The sequence below is a fragment of the Mesorhizobium sp. M7A.F.Ca.CA.004.06.1.1 genome (genome assembly GCF_003999135.1).
Taxonomy (GTDB): Bacteria; Pseudomonadota; Alphaproteobacteria; order Rhizobiales; family Rhizobiaceae; genus Mesorhizobium.
Window position 1 is genome coordinate 1 of the sequence record NZ_RZPQ01000008.1, and the last position, 15,245, is coordinate 15,245.

Below are 15,245 nucleotides of genomic sequence, written 5' to 3' on the forward strand. Positions count from 1 at the left end.
ACTCGACACTGTTGGTGCGCGAAACCGTGGCGCCGGTCGTGTCGCCCGAATTCCTCGCCGGCCGCGCCATCGCCTCACCGGCCGATATCGGCCGCCTGCCGCTGCTGCACATGGCGACGCGTCCTGGCGCCTGGACCGAATGGTTCGAGCATCAGGGCCTGAGCGCGCCGACCGGGCCCGGCATGCAGTTCGAGCAGTTCGGCACCGCCGCCCAGGCCTGCATGGCGGGGCTCGGCGTGGCGCTGCTGCCGCTGATCCTCATTGCAGGTGAATTGCAGCGCGGCCAGCTGGTGCCGGCGCCAGGCCGGCCCATGCAAAGCCGCAGCGCCTACTATCTCGTCGTCCCACACGACAAGCGAGGCCATCCGCCAGTCGCCAGTTTTCGCGACTGGCTGCTGGGCCAGGTCGAGAAGGAGCCGGCCGTTCTGGCGTGGTAGCTACTTCCGCTTCAGCGCATCCGCCAAGGCAGCACCGAATGCGCCTTGCTGTGCCGGCCGCTCCGGCTGGCGTTGCTGCGGTGCCGGCGAACGTGGTGCCGGCCTGCCGCCACCATTGTCGCGTGGCCCGCCACGCGGTGCGCCACCCTCGCCGCCATCCTTGCGCATGGAAAGCGCGATGCGCTTGCGCTTGATGTCGACGTCGACGACCCGCACCTTGACCACATCGCCGGCCTTGACCACCTCATGCGCGTCCTTGATGAACCGGTCGGCCAGTTGCGAGACATGCACCAGCCCGTCCTGATGCACTCCGATATCGACAAAGGCGCCGAAGGCGGCCACATTGGTGACCGTGCCTTCGAGCAGCATGCCGGGCTTCAGATCCTTGATGTCGTCGATGCCGTCGGCGAAGGTCGCCGTCTTGAAGCCCGGGCGCGGGTCGCGGCCCGGTTTTTCCAGCTCCGCCAGGATGTCGCGCACCGTCGGCAGGCCGAAACGCTCGTCGACGAAGACGCGCGGGTCGAGTGCCTTCAGCGCGGCACTATCGCCCATCAACGACCGCACATCGCGCCCGCAGGCGGCGACGATCTTCTTCGCCACGCCGTAAGCTTCCGGATGCACAGAGGAGGCATCGAGCGGTTCGCTGCCATTGGCGATGCGCAGGAAACCGGCGGATTGTTCGAAGGCCCGAGGTCCGAGCCGCGGCACCTTGAGCAGATCTTTCCGGCTGGCGAAGGGCCCGGTCGCATCGCGATGGGCGACGATCGCGTCGGCCAGAGACGCGCCGAGACCTGAAACGCGCGCCAGCAGTGGCGCCGAGGCGGTGTTGAGATCGACGCCGACGGCGTTGACCGCGTCTTCCACCACCGCCTCCAACGAGCGGCCGAGACGGTACTGGTCGACATCGTGCTGGTACTGGCCGACGCCGATCGATTTGGGCTCGATCTTGACCAGTTCTGCCAGCGGATCCTGCAGCCGCCGGGCAATCGAGACGGCACCGCGCAACGACACGTCGAGGCCGGGGAATTCCGCCGCCGCCGTCGCCGATGCCGAATAGACCGAGGCGCCGGCCTCGCTGACGATCACCTTCAGGGGCTTCGGACCACCATCCGCCGGCATGTCGGACAGCATGTCGGCGACCAGCTTTTCCGTCTCGCGGCTGCCGGTGCCGTTGCCGATCGAAATCAGCTCGACCTTGTGCAGCCGGATGAGCTTGGCGAGCTCCGCCTGCGTGCCGCGCACATCATTCCTGGGCGGGAACGGGTAGACGGTCGTCGTGGTCAGCACCTTGCCAGTGCCGTCGACCACCGCCACCTTGACGCCGGTGCGGATGCCGGGGTCGAGCCCCATAGTGGCGCGCGAACCGGCGGGCGCCGCCAGCAGCAAATCCTTGAGGTTACGGGCGAACACATGGATCGCCTCTTCCTCGGCCCGCTCGCGCAGGTCGCGCATCAAATCGAGAGTCAGGTGCAGCGACAGTTTTATCCGCCAGGTCCAGCCCGCCACCTCCATCAGCCAGCGGTCACCCGGCAGGCTGCCTCCGATGGCATAGGCATTGGCGATCATCCGCTCGACCGGCTTCACCGGCGACGTATCATCGGCATCGACCTCGATGTCGAGCGAAAGCACCTCCTCGTTGCGGCCACGCAGCATCGCCAGCGCGCGATGGCTCGGCACATTTGCCCAGCGCTCGACATGGTCGAAATAGTCGGAGAATTTCGCACCGGCTTCCTGCTTGCCGTCGACCACCCTGGCGCGCATGAAGGCGCGCTCCTTCATGTAGCTGCGCAATTTTCCGACCAGATCGGCATTCTCGGCGAATTGTTCCGACAGGATGTCGCGCGCCCCTTCGAGCGCTGCCTTGGTATCGGCCACCTCTTCGCTGACATAGGCCAGTGCCAGTTCGGCAGGCACCAATGAGCGGTTCGCCAAGATGGCTTCGGCCAGCGGCCCCAGCCCGCGCTCCCTGGCGATCTCGGCCTTGGTCCGGCGCTTGGGCTTGTAGGGCAGGTAGATGTCCTCAAGTTCCGCCTTGGTGCTGGCGGCGACGATCTTGCCTTCAAGCTCCTCGGTCAGCTTGCCCTGTTCGCGGATCGAGCCAAGGATGCTGTCGCGGCGCGCATCGAGCTCACGCAGATAGGCAAGGCGTTCGGCAAGATCGCGCAATTGCGTGTCGTCGAGCCCGCCGGTGACTTCCTTGCGGTAGCGCGCCACGAACGGCACTGTCGCGCCCTCATCGAGCAGTTCAATCGCCGCGGCCGCCTGTTCGGGCCGCGCGCTGATCTCGGCCGCGATGATGGCTGCAATGCGCTTGATGTCGGATGCCATGTCGTACCTGCTCTCGTCCAAAGAGCGGCGACCATAGGCGCAGACGTCCGGTCCGCCAACCGCCGCGTTTCCATGAGCCCGGCGGGTCCACAGGAAAGCGCGCGCTAATGTGGCGGCCAAGCGAGGATCAGACCATCCGGCTCAGCGCCTCGAAGAAGGCGACGATCTCGACATCGAGCGGATCGTCGACCGGCTCGGGCTGCGACGACATCTTGGCGATCACCACTTTGGTCCTGGGATCGACATACAGCCACTGGCCATGAATGCCGATGCCGCAATAGGCGCCGTTCGGCAAGCCCGTCTGGTACCATTTGTTGCGATAGCGGCCCTTCGGGAACAGCGGCTGCATCGCGCCGCGCTGCCAAGCGTCGGAACTGCCGCCGCTAGCAACCGTATCGCGCACCCAGGCTTCCGGCACGATGCGGCGGCCATTGGCCACCCCGCCTTGCCGCATCATCTCGCCAACACGCGCCAGGTCGCGCGGCGTCACCGAAATACCGCCGGCCGTGCGCGCCGTGCCTTCCATGTCGACGCCGATCGAGGCTTCGCCGACAGCGCCGAGCGGCAGCCACAGCTTCTCGCGCATCAGGTCGGTGAACCGCTGGCCCGACGCGCGCTCGAGCAGCAGTCCGAGCAGGTCGGAATTCGGCGAGCGGTAGCGGAAGGTCTGGCCATGCGGCTCTGCAAGGCGTTGCAAGGTCAAAATGAATTCGCGCAGGCTCTCCGTGCCGCCGCCCGGATTCCACAGCGTGGCGCGACGATAGCGGGCGAAAGCGCTCTCCGGATCGAGATAGGCTTCCTCGAAATCGAGGCTGACGCTCATGTCGAGCACATGCCGCACGCTCGCATCGCCATAGGCCGAGCCGGCGGCTTCAGGGATGTAGGCCGTCACCGGCGCTTCCGGGTCGAATACGCCCTCGCCTTCCAGAATGCCGGCAATGATGGCGGTCAGCGACTTGCTGATCGAAAAGATGATGTGGCGGGCGCCGAAATCCATATGCGGGGCGAACCAGTCGCCGACGATCTTGCCGTCTTTCATCACCGTCAGTGCGTCGGTGCTCGAACGCGCGAGAAATTCAGCCACTGTCTCCGATGTGCCGGCGATCGCGACCTTTTCGCCGAGCAGGCCGCCCATATCGCGCACGGGGGTTTCGACAACGCCCGACGTCGCCGCCACGCGGGCGGTCGGCACCAGTTCGCCGAGGTTCTGGAACGACCACCGGTTGAAGGGGTTCTCGCGCCAGTTGGCGAGCACCACCTGGTTGCGCCGGAAGCCATAGCGGGTCTCGAACACGGTCTTGCCGGTCATGGCGTTTCCTTCCGGGTCGTTTTTTCTTTGTGGGGGCTCAGCGAAGTGCCGTGGCGATAGCGTGCACGGCCTTCAGCGTCGCTATGGAATAGGCACCATTGGCGAAATCCGGCCAGGTCGAAAGCTTCACCACGACCATTCCGGTGTTCCAGTCGATATGGATCATCTGACCGAACACGCCGCGGCACATCAGTGCGCGCGAGCGCGGATCCTCGATCCAGAACTGGTTGCGATAGCTGCCCTCCGGCAGGCTGGGGCTGAAGTCCGGCCCATGCCTGCCGTTGCGCGTCGCCTCGACCCAGCCGGCCGGCACGACGCCGCCACCATTGTCGAGGATCAGCTGGCCGAAGCGGCCATAGTCGCGCAGCGTCGCGTTGAAGCCACCGTCGGCCACCGCATAGCCGGCGCTATCGACCGTGAAGCAGGCGCTTTCATCAGCGCCGAGCTTTTGCCAGAGTTCTTCCGAAACCACCTGCGGCAGCCGTTTGCCTGTCACCCGCTCCATGATGAAGGCAAGCACGTCGGTCTCGATCGAGCGGTATTCGAATTGAGCCCCGTGCGGGCGGATCGTGTCCTTCAAGCCGAGGATCAGCTCGAACATGTGCGAGGGCCAACGAAAGGCCGGATCGCTGTCCAGCGGCACCGGCTTCCAGCCGGTGGCGACATCGACCTGGCCGATGTCGGAATAGCGGTCGGTATATTCCTCTGAGAAACGGACGCCGCTGGTCATGTCCAGCACATGCTGGACGCTGGCGCCGGTCCAGCCGGTAACGCCGAGTTCCGGCAGGTAATCTGTTACCAGTCTGGCCGGATCGATCAGGCCGCGCCCGACCAGTATGCCGAACACCGAACCGGTAACGGACTTCGCCATCGACTGCGACAAGTGCAGCGTGCGCTCATCCATGCCGTTGAAATAGCGCTCATAGGCGACCTTGCCGTCCTTGAGCACCAGAAAGCCGTCCGTATAGGTCTCGTCGAGCAACCCGGCGAGCGTCGTCGGCATGCCCTCGCTGTCCTCGACCGCCAGCCCGTCGAGATCAACCTCGGCGCGTTCGAAGCGGTGGCGATGGCCATTGCCGCGCCAGACTTCGGCGGTCGGCAGAATTTCACGGATGTGCTGGAACGCCCAGCGGTTCCACGGCGGCCGGTCCCAGTCGAGCTTCGGCGGTACCATGGCGGGCGGCGAGCCCTGCATGATCGGCGGCCGCGCGTCGCTGTTGCGGTATGACTGCATGAGAATCCCCTGCCGCCGCATGCCGCTCTTCAGTTCACTTGAATGAGGGCGGTCTGCACAGCGGACGAAAAAGCCCCCGATTGGGCCTTTCGAGTGACGAACGCCCGACGCCATGGCGAAGAGCAATGCCGGCAGGCCAGGTGAGGGGCGGCGCGAACGCTGCGAATTCAGCGCTACCCCTCATACGGCCCTTGACCCGCCGTCTTCCAACTCGCGCGGAAGAAGGCGGAGTGCCGCTATTTCTGAACGTCCGTCCAGATGCGCGTGTAGAGTTGCTGCACCTCAGGCGAGCAAGGGGTGAGGAACTCGCCCGCTTTCTCCAGTTCTGGCGGTACCACCAGTTCGGGCGCATCCTTCATGTCGGCTGGCAAGAATGCCTGCGAGCCCTTGATGCCATTGGCATATTTGGCGAAGGCGGAGATCATGGCGGCGTTCTCGGGATCCATGATGAAGTTCATGAACAGCTTGGCGTTGTCGACATTCTTGGCATCCTTGAGGATGGCAACACTGTCCATGAAAAAGGGGAAGCCCTCCTTCGGGTAGCCGAACTTGATGTCGGGGTTCTTGATGCGCGAGCGCATGATGGCGCCGTTCCAGTAGTAGACGGCCGAATAGTCGCCGGCCGGTAGCTTATCGGTCACGCTATAATCCATGGCCAGCCATTTCGGCTTGGCCTCCACCAGCTTGTCGCGCACTTTCTTGAGCAATTCCTTGTCGTCCGTGCACCAGTTGCCGCCCAGATACTTGATGGTGGCGAACAGCACGTCGTTCATTTCCGGCGCGACATTGATCTTGCCAACCAGTTCCTTCGGCGGATCGAGGAAGATGGCCGAGGTGTTGATGTCGCCGTCATAGACCTTTGTGTTGACGCCGATGCCGGTCACGCCCCACTGCCACGGAACCGTATAATGACGGCCCGGATCCCAGGGAACGTTCACCCAGCGCTCGTCGACATTCTTGAAGTTCTCCATCTGGTCGGGCCGGGCCTCAAGCAGAAGCCCTTCCTTCACCCAGATCGGCACGTAGTTGGCCGACGGCACCACAATGTCGAAGCCATGACCACCGGCGCGTACCTTTGCTAGCGCGGTGTCGTTGGAGTCGTAGTCGGTGGTCGTCACCTTGACCTTATAGGTATCCTCGAACTTCTTGATCATCTCGGGGCTAGTGTAGTCGCCCCAATTAAAGATGCTGAGTTCGCCTTCCGCATACGCGCTGCCCGCAAAGGCAAACATTGCGAATACCGCCGTGGCAGCCGTGGTCTTCCATTTCATTGCTATTCTCCCGTTTGGCAATCGTTGGTTATGGCTTGCGCCTATTGACGAAGTAGAACACGGTTACGAGCACCACCGACAGCGCAAGAAATACCGTGGCGATCGCATTGATTTCCGGGCTCGTTTCGCGCCGCAACTGGCCGAGCATGTAGGTGGGCAGCGTATCCTGGCCGCCGGACTTGACGAATTCGGTGATGACCACATCGTCGAGCGAAATGACGAAGGCGAGCATGAAGCCCGCGATGATGGCCGGCCTCAAGAGCGGCAGCGTCACGAAACGGAAGGCTTTCCAGGGCGTGGCGTATAGGTCGGCGGCTGCGCGCTCCAGCGTCAGGTCCATGCTGTCCAGCCGCGCCCGGATCGGCAGGTAAGCGAACGGGATGCAGAAGGCGGTGTGGGCGGCGATCAGGTAACCGAGTCCTGAGTAACCGGTCCAGACCTTGATGCGCGAGAACACGATCAGGAGCGCGACGCCGGTGACTATCTCCGGCACCATCAGCGGCTGGTTGATGAAGGCGTATTTGAAGGTAAGGCCGGGATAGGGCCGCGTGCGGGTCGTGGCCAGAGCAGCCATGGTGGCGGCGATCGTCGATAGCGCGGCGGCCGAGACTGCCAGCACGAGCGAGCGGACGGAGGCGTCCTGCACAGCCGAATTGTGCCAGGCCGAAATAAACCAGCGCAGTGAGACGCCATCCCAGCGCGAAAGCGAATCCGCCGTGTTGAACGAATAGGTGACGAGCGCCGCGATCGGCAGATAGAGCGCGAAGAAGGTCAGAAGCGCCATGAACCCGAAGCCGGGTTGCGCCTGGATGTCGAACGGACGCTTAGCCATGGGCTCCCTCCGACCGGGATGCGTTGCGCACGTAGAACAGGAGCGCGATCATCACCAGCACCATGAGCGTAATTGAGATGGCCGCGCCAAGCGGCCAGTTACGGCCTGCGCCGAACTGCAGTTCGATCAGGTTGCCGAGCATCATGTTCTTGCCGCCGCCCAGCACCCGCGGAATGACATAGGCGCCAAGCGAGGGAATGAAGACCAGTATCGAGCCGGCTATGACGCCGGGCTTGATCAACGGGAAGACGATGCGGCGCAGAACCTGCCAGCGACCGGCGTAGAGGTCATATCCGGCCTCGACCAGCCGGAAGTCGAGCTTCTCCATCGAGGCGTAGATCGGCAGCACCATCAGAGGTAGGTAGACATAGATCATGCCGAGCAAGATGGCCGCGTCGGTATTCATGATCTGCAGCGGTTGCTTGATGATGCCGAGCGCCATCAGCGCGGTGTTGACCAGCCCTTCGTTGCGGATCACCTGCTGCATGGCGAAGGTGCGGATCAGGAGATTCGTCCAGAACGGAATGGTGACGAGGAAAACCCAGACCTCGCGCGTCTTCGGCGGTCGCGTGGCGATGAAATAGGCTGTGGGGAAGCCGAAGAACAACGTCAGCACGGTGGTGTAGAACGACAGGCTTATCGAACGCCAGAAGATCGACAAATGCGCATCGGCGAAGGCCAGAGTGTCGTCGAAGATGTCGCGCTGCAACAGCACCGACAGCCAGCCATCGGTGGAGAATTTCCACACCACGCCGCCATAGGGCCCCGGCGTCAGGAAGGAATAGATCACGACGATCAGCAGCGGGCCGGACGCCGCCAGGAAGATGATGATCAGTGCCGGCGCCGACAGCACCCACCGATCGCGGATATCTCTGCGTTCGGCTTCCTTGGCGACTTCTTCCGCGCTCGCCATCAGTCCCTCACCACTTGCGCGGCGTCATTGCCGATCACGATGCCGACCTTGTCGCCGCGCTCGAAGCCGCAACCGGCGCTGCGCGTGTTCTGCTGGCGCACGGTGAAGACCTCGCCGCTGTCGAGCCGCACATGTATATGAGTGTCGGTGCCGAAATAGACGATGTTGTCGACAGTGCCGGACAATTCGCCCTTGTCCTTGGTCAGCTTGGCATGCTCGGGCCTCACCACCACGGTGGCGTTGTCCTTCGGCTGGAAGCCCTCGGCAACGGTCGCCTCGATGGTCGCGCCGGATTTGAGTGTGGCGCGCGCCTTGCCATTGCCGATGTTCGAGACCGCGGCGGTGAGAAAGTTGGTTTCACCGATGAAGTCGGCGACGAAGCGCTCCGCCGGCTTGTCGTAGATGTCCCACGGCGAGCCGACCTGCAGGATCTTGCCCGCCGACATCACCGCAATGCGATCCGACATCGTCAGCGCTTCTTCCTGGTCATGGGTGACGAAGATGAAGGTGATGCCGGTCTCATGCTGCAGTCGTTTCAATTCGATCTGCATGTCCTTGCGCAGCTTGAAGTCGAGCGCCGACAGCGGTTCGTCGAGCAACAGCACCTTCGGCTGCGGCGCCAGCGCCCGCGCCAGAGCCACGCGCTGCTGCTGGCCGCCGGAAATCTGGCCGGTGCGGCGGCCGGCGAGAGCTTCCATCTTGACCAGCTTCAGCATCTCGGCGACGCGCGCCTTGATCTCGGCCTTCGGCTTGCCCAGCATTTCCAGGCCAAAGCCGATATTGTCGGCCACCGTCATATGCGGGAACAGCGCGTAGGACTGGAACACGGTGTTGACCGGCCGCTTGAAGGGCGGCAGCGGCGCGATGTCCTGGCCGTAGAGCAGGATCTCACCGGCGGTTGGAAAGTCGAAGCCGGCGATCAGCCTGAGCAACGTCGTCTTGCCGCAGCCGGATGGCCCCAGCAACGTGAAGAATTCGTTCTCGCGGATAGATACCGAGACCGTGTCGAGGGCAGCTACCTGCCCCTCACCTGATCCGAAAATTTTTCTGACGTTTACTACTTCAATCGCATTCCGATCCGGTTTGTCCGGCACGATTACGCCTCACTGTTGACCCCGCTCTTGCTGGCGGAGCTCTTCCCCTGTTCGATGTGACCACATGGCCGGTGGGTTGGCAAGCCCGGCATTGGGTCACAGTTCAATCAGTCATTGAGGCCTGCAAGCCCCATGCCATAGTCAGGCCTGATAGGTGACCTTGCCGCCGCAAATCGTCGTCACCGGCCGCACCTTGTGCAGGTCGGCCGGGGCGGTGTTCTCGATATCCATCGACAAAACCACCAGATCGGCCATGTAGCCTGATTTCAGCGTGCCCTTGCGGTGCTCGGCGAATTCGGCGTAGGCGCCCTCGATCGTGTAACCGGCGATCGCTTCATGCAGTGAGAAACTCTGGTCCGGGTCTCTTTCTGCCCACGGTTTGCGCAACACTGCCGCCTGAATGCCCAGGATCGGATCGATCGGCGACACCGGCCAATCCGATGCGAAGACGACATGCGCGCCGGCATCCTTCAAGGTCCGCCACGCATAGCTCAGCGGCCAGCGCGCCGGCCCGATGCGCGATACCGTCGGCTCCAGTGGAAAATCCATTGCGCCCGGCGGATGCGGCGGTTGCATGGAGGCAATGACGCCGAGTTCGGCGAAACGCGGCACATCAGCGGTGGTGGTGACCTCGATGTGCTCGACGCGGTGACGGCTGTCGCGCTTGCCGTTCGCCTTCTGCGCCGCCTCATAACCGTCGAGCACCGCGCGCACCGCGCCGTCGCCGATCGAATGCACGGCGATCTGCAGCCCGCGTCTGTCGACCGCGACGGCCAGATCGATGAACTGTTGCGGCGTGAACAGCGGCTCGCCCACCCAGTCGAGCCGGTCGGCATAAGGCTCGACCATGACAGCTGTCCAGGAATCGAGAACGCCGTCGTAGAACACCTTGACCATGCCCGACGACAGCCATTCGCTGTTGTAGCGTTCGGCCATATCAGACGCCTTGTCGAGCATGTCGAGCGTCATGAAATTCTTGTAGTGGAACGGGATCTTGACGCGGCAGGGCAAGCCTTCCTCGGCGTCGATCTCGGCCAGCAGCTCAAGCTGATAGAGATTGCCGTCCATGTTCTGGATCGAGGTGATGCCGTGGCGGGCGCACCAGGCGAGCCCGCGCCGCATGATGTCGCGGTCGGCGTCCCGCTCCGCCGTCGTCGGCATCGGGTCCGGCTCGCCGCCGGTCGACAGCCCCAGCCGCACCCGGCCTTCGCCGGCAAGATCGAGCACCGGGCCAAAGGCCTCGCCTTCGCGCAATTCACCGGCGGCCAGACCATCGTCACCCATGACGATCTCATTGCCCGGACCAAGCGTGCGCCCCTGCAGGATGCCGGCCATTTCCAGCGCCTTGGTGTTGGCCCACATGGTGTGATGGTCGGGCGCCGCCATGCAGAACGGGCGATCGGGCAAGATGGCGTCGAGGTGATGGCGCGTCACGCGCTCGCTGCCGAGCACGGTGTAGTCGACGCCCTGGCCGACCAGCATCTTCGCGTCGGGCCGGGTCGGCGCATAGTCGCGGATCGCCTTCTGCAGCGCCTCGAAGCCATGAATACCGGTGAGTTGAAGGTGGGCAAGTTCAGCCCCGCCCGAAAACAGATGCATATGGGCTTCGATGAACCCCGGGACCACCGAACCGCCCTTGGCGTCGATGACCCTGGTGGCCGGTCCCTTGAACTCTTCGATGGAGGCGCGGCTGCCGATGGCGACGATTGCGCCATCCTTGACGGCGACAGCCTCGGCGGTGGGATTGTCGTCGTCCATGGTCTGCACGAGACCGTTGATGACGATCAGATCCGCATTGTGACCCGCACCTGTGACAGACATCGCGACTCCGCGCTTTTGACGACTGACTGGGACCGATAAACCCTCTTGTCCAACAACCTGCCACCCCACCGGAGCGACGCCATGGACGAAAAAGAATGCCAGTGCGCTGTCTTGGAAATTCCCCTTGTCATCCCGAGAGGCAGCGTGGATAAAGAATGCGACTGATTATTCGCGTTTGTCAACATGCCGAATCTGGAATGTATTGTGGACAGCAAGCTCCCACCATGTTGAGACCGGGCGGGGAACGAGGACATCGGACAGTGAAGCGCAGTCTCGATCGCAAAACCAGGATAGCGCTCGAACCGCGCAAACAGCCGCGGCAACAACGCTCCAGCAAGGTGGTCGACCGGATTCTCGACGCAGCGCTGGTCTTGACGCGGGAGCAAGGAACCAAGACGCCCACGACGCTCGCCATTGCGCAGCGCGCAGGCTTGTCGGTTGGTTCGATCTACCAATACTTTCCCAACAAGGAAGCCATTCTTCTGGACCTCGCCCGGCGCTGGCTGTCATCCTTTCCCGAGGTGATCGCCAAGCGTATCAAGGTCGCCCCGCCCACCAACCGTGAAGAGTTTCGGCGCGAAGTGCGCAAGCTCTTCATCGACACGTCCAGACTCTACCTCGAAAACGCCAGCCTGATGCCGGTGATCGAGGCCATTTCAGGCAATGCCGACCTCAGGCCGATCCAGAACGAATATGACGAGCAGATCATCGCGCTCTACGCCGCATGGCTGCAGCATGTGAACCCGGCGCTTGAAGACAAGATCGCCAGCCGGCTCGGCGTGCTGATGATGGACGTCGGGCACGCCTGCCGGCTTGTCGGGTTGAAAAGCGACCGCAAGACATACGACCTCATCGAGGATGATGTGGAAAGAATGTGGCTCGCTCTGGTGAGCCCTTATCTCAATCTTGAATCTTGACTGATTTCGCACTTCGAGAGGAATTTATGAAGACTGTTTTCTCCCCCCTTCACGCCGGCCATGCCGGCCAAATGGAACTGGTCACATCAGCCATCGTGCCGGGTTTCGAAAAGCCATCGAGGGCCGAATTCATCAAGGCACGGGTCGAAAGCGAGAAACTGGGTCCCATCATCGCGCCGCACGAACATGACCTCGCCGCCGCCAAGCGCATCCACAAATCGGACTATATCGACTTTCTTCCGACGGTCTGGCCGCAATGGCTGCAAGCAGGCCTCACGGGCACGGCGATGCCCTTCACCTGGCCGACGCGCGGCCTGCGCGGCGACGTGCCGCCAAAGCGCGTCGACGCACTGCTCGGCTATTATTCCTTCGATGCCGGCGCCACCTTCGTCGAAGGCACATGGGCTGCGATCAAGTCTTCTTACGATGTGGCGCTGACCGCCGCCGGCCTGGTCAAGGATGGCGAGGCTTCCGCCTTCGCGCTCTGCCGTCCGCCCGGCCACCATGCCGGGGCTGGCTTCATGGGCGGCTATTGCTACATCAACAACGCCGCCGTCGCCGCGCAATGGTTCCGCGACCAGGGCGCCAAACGCATCTCGATCCTCGATGTCGACTATCACCACGGCAACGGCACGCAGGAGATCTTCTACGACCGTGCCGACGTCCAGGTGCTCAATCTGCATGGCGATCCGATGGTCGAGTACCCGTTCTTCCTCGGCCATGCCGACGAACGCGGCGCGGGTGCCGGCGAAGGCTTCAACATCAACTATCCGATGCCCTTCGGCACCGACTGGGATGCATGGAACGCCTCGCTCGAGGATGCCTGCGCCAGGCTCACCGCTTATGCACCGGATGTCGTCATCGTCTCGCTGGGTGTCGATACGTTCGAGAAGGACCCGATCAGCCAGTTCAAGCTGAAGACATCTGATTATCCAAAGATCGGCCGCCGCATCGGCGGGCTCGGCCTGCCGACGCTGTTCGTCATGGAAGGCGGCTATGCCGTCGAGGAGATCGGCATCAACGCGGTCGGCGTGCTGACCGGGTTCGAGGATCGGTAAATGCCTGTCGTCCCGGAGCATCTAGCGGTTTTGGGACAACGACAGGCATAAGCAAGGGACGGCCGGGACCGGGCGGCAACATCCCCCGGTTCCCACTATCGGGCCAAGGCACCAGCCTTCGGCACGGCAACCGGCGCGCCCATCTGTTCAATGCTCCCGAGCCTGGCGAAATCGACCGGCCGCCGAAATGGCCGGCGAAGGTTTTCGCGTCCCGGTCTTCTGTTCCGAGGCGCGAAAACCGACCTCTGAGTCGCACGTGTGTCCATCGGATTCGATTTTGTCAAATCGCGTTTGATGTCAGATTCAACTGCGGGTAGATTAGACCCGAATCAGCCGGTCCTTGGGGGGCGCGGCGAACACCCAAAGTCTCTTGTTCCGGAGCTTTTCCGGCACCAGACGCGGACGGCTTCGCGTTCCCTGAATGGATTCGGGATTTGGTTCGGCGCAGCCCTGCGCCACGCGTGTGTCTTCGTCAAAGTAATGCGTATTCGGGTTTGGCGGCTGGCTTCCAGCATCCGGACAGCAGAAACGATTCCGGCCAAAAGCAACAAGAATGAGCAGTCCCGCCGCACTTCTTCAATCCGACACATTGGGCTCGCGCCTGACGTCGCGCGGCGATCTCACCAGCTTTTTCATGCAACTGACCGCCGAGATCGGCGCCGACAGCTACATGTTGGTCGCCATTGTCCACGACCAGGACCGCAACGATGCGCGCATCGTCTCCTCCAACTGGATTTTCGATGCCATCGAGCTGATCGGCAAGCGGCTGATCGCCGGGCTCGCGCAAGGCGCGCTCACCGTCGCGCCAGGTATCCGTCCACATCCGCTCGTGGCATCCCGGGCACCAGAAACAGACGGATTGATCACCGGAGAGGAAGCCCGCCTTCTCGACGTGCTCGGCCATGCCGAAATCTATTCGCTGCGCCTTAATGTCGGTCGCCAGCGCCTGTTCGCCCTGTTCTCTGCGGCGACCGCCGGCAGCATCGACCAGCCGGCGTTGATGCGGGCGCAACTGAAATGCTGCTACGCGCTCTCGCACATCCCGCAACTGATTGCCGCTGCCGCCATGCAGGATCCGTTGTCGGATCGGGAGCGCGAATGCCTGTTCTGGGTTTCCGAAGGCAAGACCACCGACGAGGTCGCCGTCATCCTTGGCGTCTCCTCCAACACCGTCAACAGCTACATCACCCACGCCATCCAGAAATTCGCGGCCAGCAACCGCGCGATGGCCATCGCCACGGCGATCAGGAGCGGCATCATTTGAAACACGCCGATATCAAGGAAACGGCCGAAGCCCTTTTCAACGAGCAGCGCAACCCGTTCGGAGCCTTCACCCTTGGCTCCGAAACCCATCACGCGGTCACCATTCCCGATGCCGTGCGCCGCTGCCGCTGGATCGCCGTTGACATGAATGCCTCGGCTTTCGGCCTCTTCTTCGTAAGCCCCTCGCCCGAGCGGGCGCGGCTCGTGCCATGCTTTGATTCCGACTATCCGGGCATTGCCGTGGCGACCAAGTTCATCTCAGGCGCCAACGGCGAGGAGATCGTGCGCCACACCCGCCTCTCGACCGAACCGCGCTGGTGGACGGATGACGGCGTCCTTGCCATGGTGGAGCTGTTTACCACTCTCGCCTGGACCGAGCAGATGGCGGCGCTGGTGCCCGGAACCAGCGGCATCGCTTTTCCCGTGCACGCCGACCGCGGCCAATGCGGTCTTGTCGTATTCCTGGGCTCGGAGATGACCTTGCAGCAGGATGCGCTCTACGAAATACACGCCCGCTGCTTTTCGCTGTTCGCCGCCGTCGCCCGCATCCGTCCGGGCGATACCGGCCGCATGCGGGCAATCTCCAAGCGCGAGCTCGAATGCCTTAAGCTGACCGCCAACGGCAACACCAGCGAAGAGATCGCGCGGCTCCTGAAACTATCGGTGCACACCGCTAACCAGTATCTGACCCAATCGACCCAGAAGCTCAACGCCGTCAATCGCAACCAGGCCGTGGCCAAGGCGCTGCGGCTGGGCTTGATCGAATAG

General features: G+C 63.0%; 13 protein-coding genes. 5 read left to right on the forward strand and 8 right to left on the reverse strand.

Annotated features, from left to right (window positions below; all coding sequences use genetic code 11):
• The coding region (locus tag EN906_RS01540) for a LysR substrate-binding domain-containing protein (protein ID WP_245484145.1) at positions 1-437 on the forward strand (437 nt) is incomplete at its 5' end.
• Here EN906_RS01540 and EN906_RS01545 read toward each other — a convergent pair.
• The 8 genes from EN906_RS01545 to EN906_RS01580 form a co-directional block, all read right to left on the reverse strand.
• A complete protein-coding gene (locus tag EN906_RS01545; RefSeq protein ID WP_127271550.1) occupies positions 438-2,765 on the reverse strand; it encodes a Tex family protein in 2,328 nt (775 codons plus the stop codon).
• Between the two features lie 127 nt (positions 2,766-2,892).
• Entirely contained in the window at positions 2,893-4,074 is a 1,182-nt protein-coding gene (locus tag EN906_RS01550) for a serine hydrolase (RefSeq protein ID WP_127268197.1), read from the reverse strand.
• A gap of 37 nt (positions 4,075-4,111) precedes the next feature.
• Complete coding sequence (locus EN906_RS01555; protein ID WP_127268196.1) at positions 4,112-5,308, reverse strand: serine hydrolase; 1,197 nt, start codon at positions 5,306-5,308, stop codon at positions 4,112-4,114.
• A gap of 236 nt (positions 5,309-5,544) precedes the next feature.
• The gene (locus EN906_RS01560) at positions 5,545-6,579 is read right to left on the reverse strand and encodes an extracellular solute-binding protein (protein WP_127268195.1); all 1,035 of its coding nucleotides are present in this window, start codon (positions 6,577-6,579) and stop codon (positions 5,545-5,547) included.
• 28 nt (positions 6,580-6,607) lie between these two features.
• Positions 6,608-7,411, reverse strand: a complete 804-nt coding sequence (locus EN906_RS01565) for an ABC transporter permease (protein WP_127268194.1) — start codon at positions 7,409-7,411, stop codon at positions 6,608-6,610.
• Entirely contained in the window at positions 7,404-8,324 is a 921-nt protein-coding gene (locus EN906_RS01570; protein WP_127268193.1) for an ABC transporter permease, read from the reverse strand. The genes EN906_RS01565 and EN906_RS01570 overlap by 8 nt, the downstream gene beginning before the upstream one ends.
• Positions 8,324-9,418, reverse strand: a complete 1,095-nt coding sequence (locus EN906_RS01575) for an ABC transporter ATP-binding protein (protein ID WP_127268192.1) — start codon at positions 9,416-9,418, stop codon at positions 8,324-8,326. The genes EN906_RS01570 and EN906_RS01575 overlap by 1 nt, the downstream gene beginning before the upstream one ends.
• Positions 9,419-9,559: 141 nt before the next feature.
• Positions 9,560-11,239, reverse strand: a complete 1,680-nt coding sequence (locus EN906_RS01580) for an amidohydrolase (RefSeq protein ID WP_127271425.1) — start codon at positions 11,237-11,239, stop codon at positions 9,560-9,562.
• A 260-nt stretch (positions 11,240-11,499) separates the two neighbouring features.
• On the opposite strand from EN906_RS01580, the gene EN906_RS01585 reads away from it, so the two are divergent.
• From EN906_RS01585 to EN906_RS01600, 4 genes are all read left to right on the forward strand, one after another.
• The gene (locus EN906_RS01585; protein WP_127268995.1) at positions 11,500-12,156 is read left to right on the forward strand and encodes a TetR/AcrR family transcriptional regulator; all 657 of its coding nucleotides are present in this window, start codon (positions 11,500-11,502) and stop codon (positions 12,154-12,156) included.
• Between the two features lie 26 nt (positions 12,157-12,182).
• On the forward strand, positions 12,183-13,214 hold the full coding sequence (locus EN906_RS01590; protein WP_127268994.1) for a histone deacetylase family protein: 1,032 nt from the start codon (positions 12,183-12,185) through the stop codon (positions 13,212-13,214).
• Between the two features lie 553 nt (positions 13,215-13,767).
• A complete protein-coding gene (locus EN906_RS01595; protein ID WP_127268993.1) occupies positions 13,768-14,478 on the forward strand; it encodes a helix-turn-helix transcriptional regulator in 711 nt (236 codons plus the stop codon).
• Positions 14,475-15,245: a helix-turn-helix transcriptional regulator gene (locus EN906_RS01600; protein WP_127271428.1), complete on the forward strand. Its 771-nt coding sequence runs from the start codon at positions 14,475-14,477 to the stop codon at positions 15,243-15,245. The genes EN906_RS01595 and EN906_RS01600 overlap by 4 nt, the downstream gene beginning before the upstream one ends.

What these genes read in the sequence shown, in the direction of transcription:
- EN906_RS01545 (WP_127271550.1), bottom strand. Translation starts at nt 2,765, where the DNA reads ATGGCATCCGACATCAAGCGCATTGCAGCCATCATCGCGGCCGAGATC.
- EN906_RS01550 (WP_127268197.1), bottom strand. Translation starts at nt 4,074, where the DNA reads ATGACCGGCAAGACCGTGTTCGAGACCCGCTATGGCTTCCGGCGCAAC.
- EN906_RS01555 (WP_127268196.1), bottom strand. Translation starts at nt 5,308, where the DNA reads ATGCAGTCATACCGCAACAGCGACGCGCGGCCGCCGATCATGCAGGGC.
- EN906_RS01560 (WP_127268195.1), bottom strand. Translation starts at nt 6,579, where the DNA reads ATGAAATGGAAGACCACGGCTGCCACGGCGGTATTCGCAATGTTTGCC.
- EN906_RS01565 (WP_127268194.1), bottom strand. Translation starts at nt 7,411, where the DNA reads ATGGCTAAGCGTCCGTTCGACATCCAGGCGCAACCCGGCTTCGGGTTC.
- EN906_RS01570 (WP_127268193.1), bottom strand. Translation starts at nt 8,324, where the DNA reads ATGGCGAGCGCGGAAGAAGTCGCCAAGGAAGCCGAACGCAGAGATATC.
- EN906_RS01580 (WP_127271425.1), bottom strand. Translation starts at nt 11,239, where the DNA reads ATGTCTGTCACAGGTGCGGGTCACAATGCGGATCTGATCGTCATCAAC.
- EN906_RS01590 (WP_127268994.1), top strand. Translation starts at nt 12,183, where the DNA reads ATGAAGACTGTTTTCTCCCCCCTTCACGCCGGCCATGCCGGCCAAATG.
- EN906_RS01595 (WP_127268993.1), top strand. Translation starts at nt 13,768, where the DNA reads ATGAGCAGTCCCGCCGCACTTCTTCAATCCGACACATTGGGCTCGCGC.